This is a genomic window from Streptomyces sp. NBC_00029, assembly GCF_045160505.1.
Taxonomy (GTDB): domain Bacteria; phylum Actinomycetota; class Actinomycetes; order Streptomycetales; family Streptomycetaceae; genus Streptomyces.
The window spans coordinates 3,144,649-3,157,770 of sequence record NZ_CP108292.1 but is presented as its reverse complement, the minus strand read 5'-3'; the positions used below and the strand labels follow the sequence as shown (position 1 = coordinate 3,157,770).

Genomic DNA, 13,122 nt, shown 5'->3' with positions numbered 1-13,122 from the left:
CGGTCCGGGCGCGGGGTCCGGCCTCGGGCCCGGCCTCGGGTCCCGTTCCGGGTGCGGGTCCGGCTGCGGTCGTGGACTCAGCCGCAGCCGCCGCCACCGCAGCAGCCGCCTCCGCCCCCGCCGCCCATCGCGGGCGCGGGGGCGCTGCTCGCGCCGCCCACGGACACGGCGGACAGCAGCTTGACGGTGTCGGAGTGCCCCGCCGGGCAGTCGGCGGGCGCGGAGGACTCGGCCATGGGCCGGCTGACCTCAAAGGTGTCGTCGCAGGTCCGGCAGCGGAATTCGTATCGAGGCATGCGCACAGGCTAAGCGCGCCCGGCCGCCGTGCGCTACGTCCCGCTCGTGCGCCGCGGGCCGGCCCGGTACGACCGGTCCTCCCGAGCCGCCTGCTCGGGGTGGCGAGCCCGCCAGTACGGGTTGTCGTGCGGCAGCGCGCTACCCACCCGCCCGTACATCCCGAACCACATCAGCATCACGCCGACGACGAAACTGAACAGCACGTTCTGGATCTCGAAGGCCAGGAAGTTCAGCCCCGTGTCCAGCAGCGCCAGATTCACGAAGCCGCTCGCGATGAACAGCACGCCCAGCACGATGTTCAGGGTCGAGGCGAACGTGCCGCCCACCACCATCCCGTAGAACAGCAGCGCGCCGATGCAGATGGACAGGACGCTCAGCGCCCCGTTGGTGCTCAGGGCGAGGACCGTGTCCCCGCCGGTGTCGAAGAAGCCGATCCGGTTGATCAGCCCCAGGATCCCGAACACCACCAGCAGCAGACCCGTCAGTCCCGCACCGATCCGGTAGACCTTGCTGAGCTTGTGGTCGGTCGGCAGATGATCGTCGAGCCGTGCGTTGACCGGATGCAGGGCGCGCTCCATGCGCCGCGAGACCGTGTCGGCGAGGCGTGGCTCGGGCGGGGCATCGGGATCGGGCTCGTGGGCCACGTAGGGCGCGTAGTGCTCGTGCGGCTCGGTGCACCCGTACGCCGCATGAGCCACATAAGGCTCATGGGTCACGGGGGGCTTGTGGGACGTGTGGGCAGCCATGGTGCCCTCCTCTGGTCCGTTCCCGGCACCTCCCAGCATCCGCCGCGACCGCCCCGTGCGCTACCCCTGCCCGAGTTCCGCCCGGATCCCGCCCACCACGCGGTTCACGGCGGCCCGCACGTCCTCCATCTCATGGAGGAACGCCCAGTAATCGGGGTGCCGGCCCTCCAGGCCCTCCAGCGCCCGGCTCACCCGCGCCACCGCATCGTCCAGCGGCCGCGCATGCCGCGGATCCGGCACACTGCGCCCCGCCATCGCCAGCCGCTGCGCATCCCGGATCGCGAAACGGGTCCGGTCCACCTCCGCCTGCGGATCCCGCGCCACCGCCTCCAGCCGCGTCAGCCGGTCCTGTGCCGCCGACACCGCTTCGTCGGTCGCGTCCAGCGAGCCGCGGACCGCCTCGATCAGCGCCGCCACATCGGCCCAGCGCTGCTCGTCCCGGGCCCGGCCGGCCTCCCGCAGCTGCTCCTCGGCCCGCGCCACGTCCCGTACCGCCTGGTCCGGCACGTGCTGCAGGTCCTGCCAGCACGCGGCGCTGAACCGCCGCCGCAGCTCACTGAGAACCGGATCGACCCGGTCCGCCCGGTTGCGCAACGCCTGCGCCCGCGTCCGCAGACTCACCAGCCGCCGGTCGATCTCCGCCGCCCGCTCGGGCAGCCGCGCCGCCTCGGCCCGTATGGCCTCCGCGTCGCGCAGGATCCGGTCGGCGCGCTGCACGGTCTCCTGCACCCCGTGCCGGGCCGCGCCCTGGTTCAGCATGGTCAGCTCCGGACCGAGCGCCGCCAGCCGCGCCGCGAGATCATCGGCCCGCATCCCCTTGGCCCGTACGGCGTCCAGCGCGTCACTGGCCCCGAGCAGCGCGGCCCTGGCCCGCTCCCGGGCCGGCGCCACCCGCGCGAGCTGCGTCTCGGCCTTGTCCAGCAGCGGCTGCAGCCCCTGCGCGAACCGCTCCAGCTCCCGCTGGACCCGCACCAGCTCATCGCGGGCCCGGGTGAGCTGCTCCCGCGCGCGCGTGGCGGCCGAGGCCTCCAACTCCGCCCGGTCCAGGTCGTGCGCGTCGACCGCCTCGATGTAGACATGACTGACCTGGTCGATCCGCTGCCCGAGCGCGGCGAACCCCTCGGTCGCCTGCCGCGCGGCGGGCGACCCGTCCGCCGCGGCGATCGTCTCGATCGAAATCCGCAGATCCCGCTGCGCCGTATCCAGCTCGTAGAACGCGGCCGCGGCGGCATCCTTCGCCGCCTGCGCATCCGCCCGCCGACTCTCGTCCCGCCCGCCGAACCACCGCCGGGATGCCGTCGTCACAATCCCTCTCCCGTACCGCGTCCGCCATGCCCCGATCCATTCTCCCCCACGCGAACGGGTTTGCGTGGGGGGTGCGCCCGCCATGTAGGCTGTCCACTCATCCACGGGTGCGTAGCTCAGGGGTAGAGCGCTGCTCTTACAAAGCAGATGTCGGCGGTTCGAAACCGTCCGCGCCCACCAGCACAAAGGCCCCCCGCCGATCATGGCGGGGGGCCTTTTGCGTCCGGATCTGACACCTGCGGGAGCGGATTGGGGGCGCCGAGAACTCTGCGGGACGGGGTGGGGCGGGGCGGGGGCGGTGGTCGGCAAGGCTGCCGTCCCGTGTTCCCGGACTGGCGGATGGCGGCCGTCGGCGTGCCCCGGGGCGCTGAGTGATCACATCCGGGTAGGTTCTGGCCATGACTGTTGACTGGCGGGCGGACCGGATCGGAACTGCGCTGCGGGGTGAAAACCCTTCGGTGCTCAGGCGCTTGGACGCCGGGTTCGCAGTGATCGGCGACGTGCAGTTCCTGCCGGGCTATTCGGTGCTCCTGGTCGACGATCCGGCGGTGGAGAGGCTGTCGGACCTGACCAAGGGCAGGCGGCTGGCGTTCCTGTCCGACATGGACCGACTGGGAGAAGCGGTCGAGCGGGCCTGCCGTCGGCTCGACGGGGCCTTCCGCCGCGTCAACTTGGAGATCCTGGGCAATACCGACGGCTTCCTGCACGCGCACGTATGGCCGCGGTTCGAGTGGGAGCCGTCCGACCTGGTGCGGAAGCCGGTATGGCTCTATCCGCCCAGCAGTTGGAGCGACGAGCAGCACGCACTCGGCCCGCAGCACGACGGACTGCGCGAGGCGATCGGCAGCGAGCTGGACCAGTTGCGCTCCGACGCGTGACGGCGGACGGCGACCTGCGTCCGACCCGTACTTGTACGGAAGAAGCCGCCATGCCCGCAGGGATCGCGCTGCACTTCGATCGCGTCTCCGCCAAGGGCGCCCACGAGGACCTCAGGCTGCGCATCGGCTCCTGCGGGTCTCGTCCGGAGACGGGGAGACCGCGGAGGTCCAGGCCGGCTGGAGTCTGATCGAGGCGAGGAGCATCGTCCCCTCCGACCACCTCGCCACGGCACCTCGGGGTCGGGACTTCGACCCCATCCCCGGGGCCCGCATCCATTGCCCGCTGGGCGACTTGTCGGCGCAGGCCGAGGCCAACCGCTCCGCGCTCGCGGTCACCGGCCCGTAGTGCTCCGGCCCGACCGCGGTCTCCGGTGCGGACGCACTGTGCTTCCTCGGCCCTGCAGAGCGGCGGAAGGGCTCGGGGCGCCGGGTGGGTCCCGCGGCGTGACAATGGGATCCGCAGGGCCGAGCCCGGAGGTCGCCATGAGCCCTCAGCCACCGCCGCAGTGGGGGCCCGCCCCGGAGCGTCCGCCGGGCAGACGCACGTGGTTCTCCCGGCATCCGCTGCTGACGGTGCTGCTCGCCGTCACCGCCCTCTTCGTGGCCTTCGGGATCGCCGGATCGGTCGGCGGCAAGGAGCCTGCCGCCGTACCGTCGGCCAAGGCGGTCGCGAAGCCCGAGCCCACGCCCGGCCTCGGAGAGCCGGTCCGGGACGGCAAGTTCGAGTTCACGGTCACCAGGCTCCAGCCCGGGGTGAGCCATGTCGGAGGCGGCGCGTACGGCCGGGATGCACAAGGCCAGTTCTTCCTCGTGCACATGACCGTGAGGAACATCGGGGACAGGGCCCAGATCTTCGACGGGTCCGACCAGAAGCTCATCGACCGCAACGGCAGCAAGTACAGCGCGGACGTCGGCGCATCGCTGCTCATCGACGGGAGCGAGTCGTTCCTCGAGCAGATCAACCCCGGCAACGCCGTCGACGGCATCGTCGTCTTCGACATCCCCAAGGGAGCCGACCCCGTCCGCATCGAGCTGCACGACTCGCTGTTCAGCGGCGGTACCACGGCCGATCTGACCGCCCGACGCTAGTGGGCCGAACGAGGAACTGAAACGCGAAGGCCCCCGGCCACGGGTGGTCGGGGGCCTTTCGGTTCAGGCGTTGGGGCGCTTGCCGTGGTTGGCCTTCTTCTTCTTGCGGGCCCGACGCTTGTTGCCTCGCTTCGCCATGGTCGTGGTCTCCCTCGTCGGCGACAGGTTCATGCCTCGGTCAGTCTAGGTTCGGTGGGGTTCATCCGCATTTGGGGAGGCGGACGCTCTCTTGGCCGCCGGTTCGGGGCGTGGGATCGTCGGAGGATGGGCGAGCTCGCGTGGGGTGGGTTGGTCGTGGCCGTGGTCGCCGGGGTGCTGGCGCTGATGGAGCGGTCCCTGGGGGCGGGGTTCGAGCGCAAGCGGGACCAGGAGCGGGCGCGGCTGCTCGAGCGCCTGGCCGAGCCGGCCGAGGCCGGTGGGCCGACCGTGATCCCGGGAGCCCGGAAGTTCGAGGACGTCGGCGGGATCCAGCACCCCGCGGCGCGGTCCGGGGACCGGCGGGACGACTTCACGCCGATTCTGGTGGAGTACTACGCCTACGGGCTGACCCAGGCGCGCAGCAGCTTCGCGACCAGCCAGCGGTTCGCCGGGGTCGGGGCGGCGATCCTGCTCCTCGGAGTGGGGCTGGCCGTCTGGAAGGCCGAGGCCGGCGGGGAGCTGTACCTGGGGATCGTCACGAGCTCGGCCGGAGTGGTCACCACCCTGATCGGCCAGCTCTTCCACCGGCGGGCCGACATCGCGCTCAAGCACATGGCCGAACAGACCGCCTCGCTGCGCGACGACCGGCGGGCCGTCGAAACGACCCAGCAGGCCATCGAGCTGCTGGAGGCGGTCGAGGATCCGGGGCTCAGGGCCCGGCTCCAAGCCGGGTTGATCATGAAACTTTCCGGGGCCGAGCTGCCCCGCTAGCGGGATAGTAGGGGTATGTGCCGTTCCATTAAGACCCTGCGCCCGCCCGCCATCCCCGAGAAGGCGACCGAGGAGGAGATCCGCGCCGCCGCCCTGCAGTACGTACGGAAGGTGTCCGGGTTCCGGGTGCCCGCCGCGCACAACCGCGAGGTGTTCGAGGCGGCGGTGGACGCCGTCGCCGAGGCCACCGCGGCCCTGCTCGACGGGGTGCACGTACGGGGGCAGGCCGCCCCGGCATAACCCGGACACGGCCTACGAGGCCGCCGCGCGGCGGCGCATCACCCACACTCCGGCGCCCAGCGCGCCCGCGGTGAGGACGCTGCCCAGAGCGATCTGCCCGGGGCTCATCGAACCGATGCTGCCGCCCGTGCCACCACGCGCCGCCCCCGTGGTGACCTGCAGCGACAGGGTGACCCGCTCACCGCCGGGGCCGCCGCACTCGAAGAGGACGCGGTGCGCTCCCGTGGGGGCGTTGTTGAAAACGGTGGCGCTGCCGATGAGGTTGGCGGCCGCCGGGTTGCCCGGGGTCAGCCGTACCTCAGAGAAGGCGGTCGACGTGACCCGGGCGACCTGCGTGCCGCATCCCGCGACATTGAGCGCGACCCGCCCGCCCGGGGCGACGGCGGTGGGGGAGACGGTGGCGGAGGGGATGGCGTAGGCGAGGGTGGCGGGAGCGGCGGCAGCGGCGATGAGGGTTGCGGCCGCGACCGTCATCAGACGGCGCGCTGCCGCGGACGATGCGGATGCCGGTGCGGAAGCCAGTGCGAACGGTGCGGTTGCCGGGGCGGGGGGCGGTTTGGCGGGCATGGAGAGGACTCCTCGGCTCGTCGAAACGGCGCGGCCGGGCCACGGATGTGACGCGGATTCGGAGCGCACCGTGCTCTGGACGCTAGGAGCCCGGGCCGGGGGCGGCGATCGGGGCCGGGTGAACGGGTGAGCCACTGCTCCGCACGGGGGAGCCGAGCCCCGTGCGCGGCGAACGGCCTACGCCGCGGTCGCCGCGGCCGGCGGCGGCCGGCGCACGAGGAACGCCGCCAGGGCGCCCGCGGCGAAGAGGGCGACCACCGAGAGCGCGGTGCCCAGCCACTGAGTACCGAGCCACTGGGTGCCGAAGTAGCCGAGGGCCACGCTGTAGCCGGCCCAGGCCATGCCCGCCAGGACCGACCAGGGCAGGAACTCTGCGACCTTGCGCTGGGTCTTGCCCGCCCCCAGGGACACCACCGAACGTCCGGCCGGGGCGAAGCGGGCGATCACCACCAGGGCGCCACCCCCGCGTGCCAGAGCCGTACCGAGGCGCTCATGGGCCCGGGTCAGCCGACGGGAACGGGCGATGGCCCGGTCCAGCCGGGCTCCACCACGCCGGCCCAGCCGGAACGCGGCCATGTCACCCAGCACCGAAGCGGTCGTGGCGATCACGAGCAGGAGCAGGATGTCCGGCACCTGCTCGGGCACCGGAACCGGCACAGGTCCCGCCGCCCCGGCGGCCGCAGCGGCCGCCGCAGCGGTGATCACCAGAACCCCGCTCGGGAGCACCGGGAGGAAGACGTCGAGCACGATGGACAGCGCCACGAGGGCGTAGATCCATGGGCTCGCGGTCAGCGAACCCAGCGTCTCAAACAAAGCGGGACTCCCCAGTCCGGTTGACGTGCTGCGGCATGAAGCGCCGCGACGTCGCGGGGGAGCGGCAGGAGCGGCTGACAGCCATACAGCGTACGCCCGGCGTTGGCACCCCGGACGCCCGGGGCGCCTCCCGGACCACCGCCGTGCCGGGTCCGCCGCACCGCACCGCCCCGCACAGCCTGAGCCCGCCGCAGCTCCTACTCCGCCGCCGTCAGATCCCGGTCCAGCACCGTCACCAGCACTGCTCCCGCACGCTTCTTGCGCGCCTGGTCCAGCCGCAGCCGTGCCGTCCGCCCCGACAGGGCCAGCGTCATCAGCTGATTGCCGAACCAGGGCCCACCCGTACGCCGCCAGTTGACCGGCGGCCGCCCCGTACGCGCGTGCAGGGAGAAGCCGCGCCCCAGCCACCGCCCCGTCCGGGACCAGCCCAGCCTGAAACCCCACTTCACCGCGGTATGGATGGAATTGTGAACCGGCGAGCACGTCAGCTGGAACACCTGAGCCGTACTCGCTATTCGAGGCTCGGCCACATACGCGTGATGCACGTCCCCGGACAGCACGCACACCGTCGCCGGAGCCCGCGGCCCCGTCCCGACCTCCTCGATCAGATCGGTCAGCGCCGCGAACGAGGCCGGGAACGCCGCCCAGTGCTCCAGATCGCTGCGCCGGCGCAGGTCCTCCCCGATCCTCGCCCAACGCGGACCCCGCTCACCACGGCACAGCGCGGCATTCCACGTCTCGGCATCGTGGATCAGCGGCGGCATCAGCCACGGCAGCGAGGACCCGATCAGGAGGTGGTCGTACCCTCCGTGCCCGGCCAGGGCGTTCTCCCGGAGCCACTGCTGCTCCGCCGGATCGAGCATCGCCCGCCCATCCTCGGCCAGCACCCGCGCGGCCCGGGTGTCCACCATCAGCAGCCGGGTCCGGCCGAAGTCGCGACGGTAGCTCCAGCGCACCGTGCCCGGATCGGCATCCGCCGCGGACGCGAAGGCCTGCAGTACGTCCGTGCCGTCCGGGGTCTGCCGTATCGCCTCGTACAGCCCGTCGGCAGCCAGCTCGGCGGGGGAGAGATTGCCCATGTGCTGGTACACCCAGTACGACATCAGCCCACTGAGGACACGCTCGCGCCACCAGGGCGTCGCCCGCATCTCCGCCAGCCACGCCGCGCTCGTGTTCCAGTCGTCGATGACATCGTGGTCGTCGAATATGTGCAGGCTGGGCACCGTCGACAGCAGCCAGCGGATGTCCGGGTCGAGCCAGGACTCGTAGTAGAGCCGGGTGTACTCCTCGTAGTCCGCGACCTGGGCGCCCGGCGGCTCCCGCAGATCCCGCCGGGCCGCGAGCCACTGCCGTGTCTCGCGGGACAGCGCGTCGGCATACACCTGGTCGCCGAGCAGCAGCAGAATGTCCGGGCGCTCGGCCTCCGGGTCGGCGGCCAGCCGCACCGCGAGGGTGTCGAGCGCGTCCGCGCCGTGCGGCCCGTGCCGGCCGGCGGGCGGCGCGGCCTGCCGGCAGGAGCCGAAGGTGACGCGCAGCCCGGGCCCGGGCCGGCCGGGACCCGCCACGGCCGGAGCGGTGATCGTGCTCGGCGGGAAGCCGCTGCCGGACAGCGGCCACACAGGCCGCTCGTCGAGCAGCACCTCATACGCCGTGGTCGTGCCCGGGGTGAGGCCGGTCACCGGCACCAGTGCGTAGTGGTGGCCGGCGATCTGGAAGGTGCGTGCACTGCCGCCCGCCCCGTCGGCGCACCGCACCTCGGCCGTACACGGGCGGTCCGCCTCGACCCATATCGTGGCCGAGGCGCCCGTGTCCCAGTCGACGTGGCGCAGCAGTGGTCCCAGACGCAGTCCGGCCATCCAACTCCCCCTCCTCCGTATCCCCTTCGATCACGGTACGACGGGTGGGGGGAGCCACGCCTCCCCCTGGCGGGGGAAAGATCGGCCGGCTTGGTCAGCAGCCGTTCAGGATGTTGACCAGGGCCGTCTTCTCGCCGGAGTCCATGCTCAGACCCCAGTACTGCTTCACGTTGACCCACATCCGTGCGTACGTACAACGGTAGGCCGTCCGCGAGGGCAGCCACTTGCCGGGGTCGAGGTCGCCCTTGGCCTGGTTGACGTTGTCGGTGACCGCGATGAGCTGCGGGCGGGTGAGGTCGTTGGCGAACTGCTGGCGCTTGCTCGTGGTCCAGGAATTGGCACCGGAACGCCAGGCCTCGGCGAGCGGGACGACGTGGTCGATGTCCAGGTCGGAGGCCGCGGTCCAGGTGGCGCCGTCGTACTGGGAGTACCAGCTTCCGCTCACCGCGGCGCAGGCGGAGTCCTGGACGACATTGACGCCGTCCCGCTTGAGGACGGTCTCGCGGGTGTTGCAGCTGCCGGAGACGGTGCTCCAGTGCGGGAACAGGTCGCGGCTGTAGCCGCTGGTTGATCCCTCGGTCTTCGGGGTGACCGTGGCCAGGTAGGCGCGGGCGGCCGAGGCGCTGATGGGGGTGGGCGGGGCGGCCTGGGCGGCCGGGGCGTTGAGGAGGGAAGTCAGCGCGGCGAGCGCCGCTGCTGACGCGAGCACGCCAATTCGACGCGCGTAGATGCTGGGTATGAGTGCCATGAGGGGCTCCCTGGGTGCGGGGGGTTGGGCCGTGCGACCCCGGCGGGGCGTGGCCATATTGGCGGCGCCGGGTATCGCGGGGATGGGCGCCAGGTGACAGCCTGGCGACATGAGCACGTCACATCAAGTCGTCAACGAGGCCGATTTAAACGGAATTTGAGATTCCGATGGTGGGGGCGGGCGGCGCCGGGTGGGACGGGCCGGGTGAGGAGCGGGCGAGCGGTGGGGCCGGGCGAGGGGCGGAGCGGGGCTCGGGGTCCTGCAGGGGAAGGCCGGGGCGCGCCGGATCCGGAGTCGCGGGAGGACCAAAGGCCCATTCCGGCCGGTGGCGGGCGTCGCGTACCCTGTTCGGAGCAGAAGGGGAGTAGCTCTTCGCCGGACCGTCGACATACTGCTGGGTCACCCCAGCCGGCGCCCGGAGGCAGGCCGCGGACAGCGGCCGGCCAGCGAGACCTTCGGCCGCAGTGTCCTGTTCAGGCGCAGGCGCGTTTCGTACGCGCATGCGCAAGCCAGGGCGCCGCCGAGCCGAAGCGACCCCTGAAACACCCCAGGTCTCTCGGTCCCGATGGCGTCCTGCCCGACCGATTGAGGTTCCACCCCCGTGTTCAGCTTCAGCATCACGGCGATCGCCTTCGGCGTCGTCTTCCTTGCCGAACTCCCCGACAAGACGGCCCTCGCCGGTCTGATGCTCGGCACGCGCTACCGCGCCTCCTACGTCTTCGCGGGCGTCGCAGCCGCCTTCGCCGTACACGTCGCACTCGCCATCGCCGCAGGCAGCGTCCTCACGCTGCTCCCGCACCGGCTCGTCCAAGCCGTCGTCGGCATCCTCTTCCTGGCGGGCGCGGCCATGCTGCTCCTGAAGAAGGACGACGGGGACGAGGAGATCAAGCCGCCCGCCGACCAGTCCTTCTGGAAGGTCTCCGGGGCGGGCTTCATGCTGATCCTGGTGGCGGAGTTCGGTGACCTGACCCAGATCATGACCGCCAATCTCGCCGCCCGGTACGACAACCCCGTCTCGGTCGGCATCGGCGCCGTGCTCGCCCTCTGGGCGGTCGCGGGCATCGGCATCCTGGGCGGGCGCACCCTGATGAAGTACGTGCCCCTGCGGCTCATCACCAAGATCGCGGCTGCCGTGATGGCGGCACTGGCCGCGTTCTCGCTGTACGAGGCGATCGCGGGCTGACGGTCGGGGAGGGGGCCGGGCGGGGCGGGAGGGGCGGGCCGGGAGGCGGGCGGATATTTCCTTGCGGGAGGTGAAGGCGCGGGTCACGCTCGGGCGCGTGACCGATACCGACGTTTCCGCCGCTTCCACCGCCTCTTCTGCCGACCGGTGTGCCGCTCCTCCTGCCGACCGGTCTGCCGCTCCTCCTGTCGGCTCCATCGTCGAGCCCGTGCATGCGCCCGTGTCCGCGTCCGTGCCTGCGTCCGTGCCTGCGGAGGAGCGGAAGTTCGGCTGGTCCAACATGTTCGTCCACCCCGACGAGGACACCCGGACCGACGGAGGGTTCCAGGGCGAGCGCGCCGTACTCGCCGGCTACCTGCGGGACCAGCGCCTGACGCTGGAGCTCAAGTGTGCGGGCCTCGACACGGAGGCCATGGCGCGGCGCTCAGTCGAACCGTCCAACCTGTCGCTGCTGGGTCTCGTACGCCACCTCGCGGGCGTCGAGCAGCACTGGTTCCGGCAGGTCATGGCGGGCCAGGAGATACGTCGGCACTACCGCTCGGAGGAGGACCGTGCGGGGGAGTTCACGGGCGCGGTGGCCGACCCGGCGGTGGTCGCGGAAGCGTGGTCCACCTGGCGGGCCGAAGTCGCCTTCGCGGAACGACTCGTTGCGGAGGCACCCAGCCTGGACGTCACGGGTGACGCCGGACACGGCGACGGGCCCATGGAGCTCCGAGAGGTCCTGGTCCACATGATCGAGGAATACGCCCGCCACAACGGCCACGCGGATTTCCTGCGGGAACGGATCGACGGACGGGTGGGGCAGTAGGGGTGGGGCGGGGGCTTCGGGGACGGCGGGAGCCGCTGGGGCGGTGGTCAGGGACGTGTATGGGGGTTTCCCGTCAGTCTCATCGTCTCTCCGTGTCGGGCCGGCCCCTCAAGGGCGCTCCTTCGTCGCGTCGCTTCGCGATGGCCTGCGGCCACCCTTGACCGACCGTCCCGCCCCGGACATACGAAGACTGTCGGGAAGCCCCCAAAGGAACGGGCCGGGCATTCCTTTCAGGGACGGGGCGGCCGGAGAAGCCCTGCCCGGTCGGGCGTGAAAGGGCACCTTCCCGAGACGGGGCCCATGCAGCCCAGGGCCCGGGTCGGGGGAGGCGCGTCCGATCGCTACGCGCTCCTCACCTCTCAGCGTCTCCAGCCCGTCTTGGGCCGGACATACGCCCATGACCCAGGTATCTGGCATCGACGGCGGCTGACGGCCGGCTGGGGTGGCTCTTTGCGCGGTAACGATTTCGACAGCAGATAGCGGTCGAAAGGATTCGAACGGTCTTGGTCAGACGATGTCGGACAGGCCTCGAGCCTAAGGTGTGCCGGTGATCTTCAAGTGGAAGCGGAAGGCTTCTGGCCTCACCGCCATCGTGTCCGAGCTGGAGGAAGCGGTTGCCGCTCGCGATGGCGGCCGCACCGAGCGTGCCTTCACCGCCATGGTGAAGGCCGTGCAGTCGGCGCCGAACACTGAACGCGTTCTGGCCGGACCCCGGTTGGCGGCGCTGCTTCCGGACTTCCCGCCCACCGGCCCGCGGAGGATGCTCGCGATGGCGGCCGGCTTCTGTGTCGAGCGCGGGGCCGATCCGGCCGATTGCGCCGTGCCGATCCTCAGCAGCGTCCACCAGGAGCTGATGGACGCCCTGGAGTTCGCCCGCCGCTGGACCTCCACCGGCGCTGCTGGGGACGAACTGCCGGAGCCGAACGAAGAGATCATCGACGACGCGCTGCTGGCCCGCCTCGGCGGCGACGTGCACGATGCCCTGCGGTTGGCGTTGGCCTGGTGCTCGGTCGAGGGATGGCAGCCGCCCGCGCTGGCCGTGCTGTGCCGCAGTGCTGAAGTGCGCCGACGGCACGCATCCGCGATCCTCCCCGCCTGCCGTGATGTGGCTGCCTTGGACCGTCACGACCTCAAATGCCTCGCGTACGCGTTGGCGGTTCTGGACGACGAGCCCCTCGTGGTGCTGCACAAGCCCACCGGGACCGGCTTCGAGGTGCGCATAGGTGGCATCGGGGACAACTTCCAATTGCACACCCTGCTCGCCCATGTCCTCATCGGCGGCGGCCAGGTGCCCGGCACTGCCCCTTCGGCGGAGAGCGTCCGCCTGGCCACGGATCCCGAACCTGCCCAGGGGCGCACCCAGGCCGCCGCGACCGGCGCCTTCGAGCTCCTCGCCCCGGACGGCGAGCGGATCTGGAACGAAGGGCTGCCCGACGACATTCCCGTAGTGGAGGGGCGCCGCCTGCTCGTGCTCGACGAGCCGACGTACCGGCGCAGCTGGAACGCCGACCGGTTCTTCCCCCATCTCCCCGGCACGGCCGAACTGAGCCGCGTCCTGACCGCAGACGAGACGCGGACCTGGTTCGCTCGTACGTCGTTCGCTGGCGGGATCAACCAGCCGTCCTGACCATCGCCAAACGGTGTAATTGGGTCAAACAGTCAGCCTTTTGGATCGCCGACGCA

At 71.7% G+C, this 13,122-nt stretch carries 15 protein-coding genes and 1 tRNA gene; 8 read left to right on the top strand and 8 right to left on the bottom strand.

The window, feature by feature from the left end:
- Nucleotides 1-77 precede the first annotated feature (77 nt).
- The 3 genes from OG753_RS15070 to OG753_RS15060 all read right to left on the bottom strand — a co-directional run bounded on the left by OG753_RS15070 (nt 78) and on the right by OG753_RS15060 (nt 2,348).
- Nucleotides 78-296 (bottom strand): zinc ribbon domain-containing protein, encoded by a 219-nt coding sequence (locus tag OG753_RS15070; protein ID WP_405788754.1) that lies wholly within the window; start codon nt 294-296, stop codon nt 78-80.
- 33 nt (nt 297-329) lie between these two features.
- Nucleotides 330-875 (bottom strand): DUF4383 domain-containing protein, encoded by a 546-nt coding sequence (locus tag OG753_RS15065; protein ID WP_327266763.1) that lies wholly within the window; start codon nt 873-875, stop codon nt 330-332.
- A 228-nt stretch (nt 876-1,103) separates the two neighbouring features.
- Nucleotides 1,104-2,348: a hypothetical protein gene (locus OG753_RS15060; RefSeq protein WP_405788753.1), complete on the bottom strand. Its 1,245-nt coding sequence runs from the start codon at nt 2,346-2,348 to the stop codon at nt 1,104-1,106.
- A gap of 105 nt (nt 2,349-2,453) precedes the next feature.
- On the opposite strand from OG753_RS15060, the gene OG753_RS15055 reads away from it, so the two are divergent.
- The 3 genes from OG753_RS15055 to OG753_RS15045 all read left to right on the top strand — a co-directional run bounded on the left by OG753_RS15055 (nt 2,454) and on the right by OG753_RS15045 (nt 4,315).
- Nucleotides 2,454-2,528, top strand: a tRNA-Val gene (locus tag OG753_RS15055).
- A 218-nt stretch (nt 2,529-2,746) separates the two neighbouring features.
- A complete protein-coding gene (locus OG753_RS15050) occupies nt 2,747-3,226 on the top strand; it encodes an HIT family protein (protein ID WP_405788752.1) in 480 nt (159 codons plus the stop codon).
- 483 nt (nt 3,227-3,709) lie between these two features.
- A complete protein-coding gene (locus tag OG753_RS15045) occupies nt 3,710-4,315 on the top strand; it encodes a DUF4352 domain-containing protein (RefSeq protein ID WP_405788750.1) in 606 nt (201 codons plus the stop codon).
- A gap of 63 nt (nt 4,316-4,378) precedes the next feature.
- Here the strand turns inward: OG753_RS15045 and OG753_RS15040 are convergent, their stop codons facing one another.
- On the bottom strand, nt 4,379-4,453 hold the full coding sequence (locus tag OG753_RS15040; protein ID WP_100661309.1) for a 50S ribosomal protein bL37: 75 nt from the start codon (nt 4,451-4,453) through the stop codon (nt 4,379-4,381).
- Between the two features lie 126 nt (nt 4,454-4,579).
- Between OG753_RS15040 and OG753_RS15035 the strand changes: the two genes are divergently transcribed.
- Together OG753_RS15035 and OG753_RS15030 are read left to right on the top strand one after the other, a co-directional pair.
- Nucleotides 4,580-5,224, top strand: coding sequence for a TRADD-N-associated membrane domain-containing protein (locus tag OG753_RS15035; RefSeq protein ID WP_327262305.1), 645 nt, complete (start codon nt 4,580-4,582; stop codon nt 5,222-5,224).
- A 15-nt stretch (nt 5,225-5,239) separates the two neighbouring features.
- Nucleotides 5,240-5,464 (top strand): DUF2277 domain-containing protein, encoded by a 225-nt coding sequence (locus OG753_RS15030; protein WP_266484671.1) that lies wholly within the window; start codon nt 5,240-5,242, stop codon nt 5,462-5,464.
- Between the two features lie 12 nt (nt 5,465-5,476).
- Here OG753_RS15030 and OG753_RS15025 read toward each other — a convergent pair whose 3' ends face one another.
- The 4 genes from OG753_RS15025 to OG753_RS15010 all read right to left on the bottom strand — a co-directional run bounded on the left by OG753_RS15025 (nt 5,477) and on the right by OG753_RS15010 (nt 9,439).
- A complete protein-coding gene (locus tag OG753_RS15025) occupies nt 5,477-6,031 on the bottom strand; it encodes a hypothetical protein (RefSeq protein ID WP_405788748.1) in 555 nt (184 codons plus the stop codon).
- Between the two features lie 177 nt (nt 6,032-6,208).
- Nucleotides 6,209-6,844: a DedA family protein gene (locus tag OG753_RS15020; protein WP_030757731.1), complete on the bottom strand. Its 636-nt coding sequence runs from the start codon at nt 6,842-6,844 to the stop codon at nt 6,209-6,211.
- Between the two features lie 197 nt (nt 6,845-7,041).
- Complete coding sequence (locus OG753_RS15015; RefSeq protein ID WP_327262303.1) at nt 7,042-8,700, bottom strand: alkaline phosphatase D family protein; 1,659 nt, start codon at nt 8,698-8,700, stop codon at nt 7,042-7,044.
- Nucleotides 8,701-8,794: 94 nt separating this feature from the next.
- Entirely contained in the window at nt 8,795-9,439 is a 645-nt protein-coding gene (locus tag OG753_RS15010; RefSeq protein WP_327266761.1) for an HNH endonuclease family protein, read from the bottom strand.
- Nucleotides 9,440-10,049: 610 nt separating this feature from the next.
- On the opposite strand from OG753_RS15010, the gene OG753_RS15005 reads away from it, so the two are divergent.
- The 3 genes from OG753_RS15005 to OG753_RS14995 all read left to right on the top strand — a co-directional run bounded on the left by OG753_RS15005 (nt 10,050) and on the right by OG753_RS14995 (nt 13,066).
- On the top strand, nt 10,050-10,631 hold the full coding sequence (locus OG753_RS15005) for a TMEM165/GDT1 family protein (RefSeq protein ID WP_327262302.1): 582 nt from the start codon (nt 10,050-10,052) through the stop codon (nt 10,629-10,631).
- 280 nt (nt 10,632-10,911) lie between these two features.
- Nucleotides 10,912-11,439, top strand: a complete 528-nt coding sequence (locus tag OG753_RS15000) for a DinB family protein (RefSeq protein WP_405792673.1) — start codon at nt 10,912-10,914, stop codon at nt 11,437-11,439.
- 547 nt (nt 11,440-11,986) lie between these two features.
- Nucleotides 11,987-13,066 (top strand): hypothetical protein, encoded by a 1,080-nt coding sequence (locus tag OG753_RS14995; protein WP_327262301.1) that lies wholly within the window; start codon nt 11,987-11,989, stop codon nt 13,064-13,066.
- Nucleotides 13,067-13,122: the final 56 nt, after the last annotated feature.

Bases quoted from the DNA above. Each gene is read 5' to 3' on its own strand.
- OG753_RS15070 (WP_405788754.1), bottom strand. From the start codon at position 296: ATGCCTCGATACGAATTCCGCTGCCGGACCTGCGACGACACCTTTGAG.
- OG753_RS15065 (WP_327266763.1), bottom strand. From the start codon at position 875: ATGGAGCGCGCCCTGCATCCGGTCAACGCACGGCTCGACGATCATCTG.
- OG753_RS15050 (WP_405788752.1), top strand. From the start codon at position 2,747: ATGACTGTTGACTGGCGGGCGGACCGGATCGGAACTGCGCTGCGGGGT.
- OG753_RS15045 (WP_405788750.1), top strand. From the start codon at position 3,710: ATGAGCCCTCAGCCACCGCCGCAGTGGGGGCCCGCCCCGGAGCGTCCG.
- OG753_RS15035 (WP_327262305.1), top strand. From the start codon at position 4,580: ATGGGCGAGCTCGCGTGGGGTGGGTTGGTCGTGGCCGTGGTCGCCGGG.
- OG753_RS15030 (WP_266484671.1), top strand. From the start codon at position 5,240: ATGTGCCGTTCCATTAAGACCCTGCGCCCGCCCGCCATCCCCGAGAAG.
- OG753_RS15025 (WP_405788748.1), bottom strand. From the start codon at position 6,031: ATGCCCGCCAAACCGCCCCCCGCCCCGGCAACCGCACCGTTCGCACTG.
- OG753_RS15015 (WP_327262303.1), bottom strand. From the start codon at position 8,700: ATGGCCGGACTGCGTCTGGGACCACTGCTGCGCCACGTCGACTGGGAC.
- OG753_RS15000 (WP_405792673.1), top strand. From the start codon at position 10,912: ATGTTCGTCCACCCCGACGAGGACACCCGGACCGACGGAGGGTTCCAG.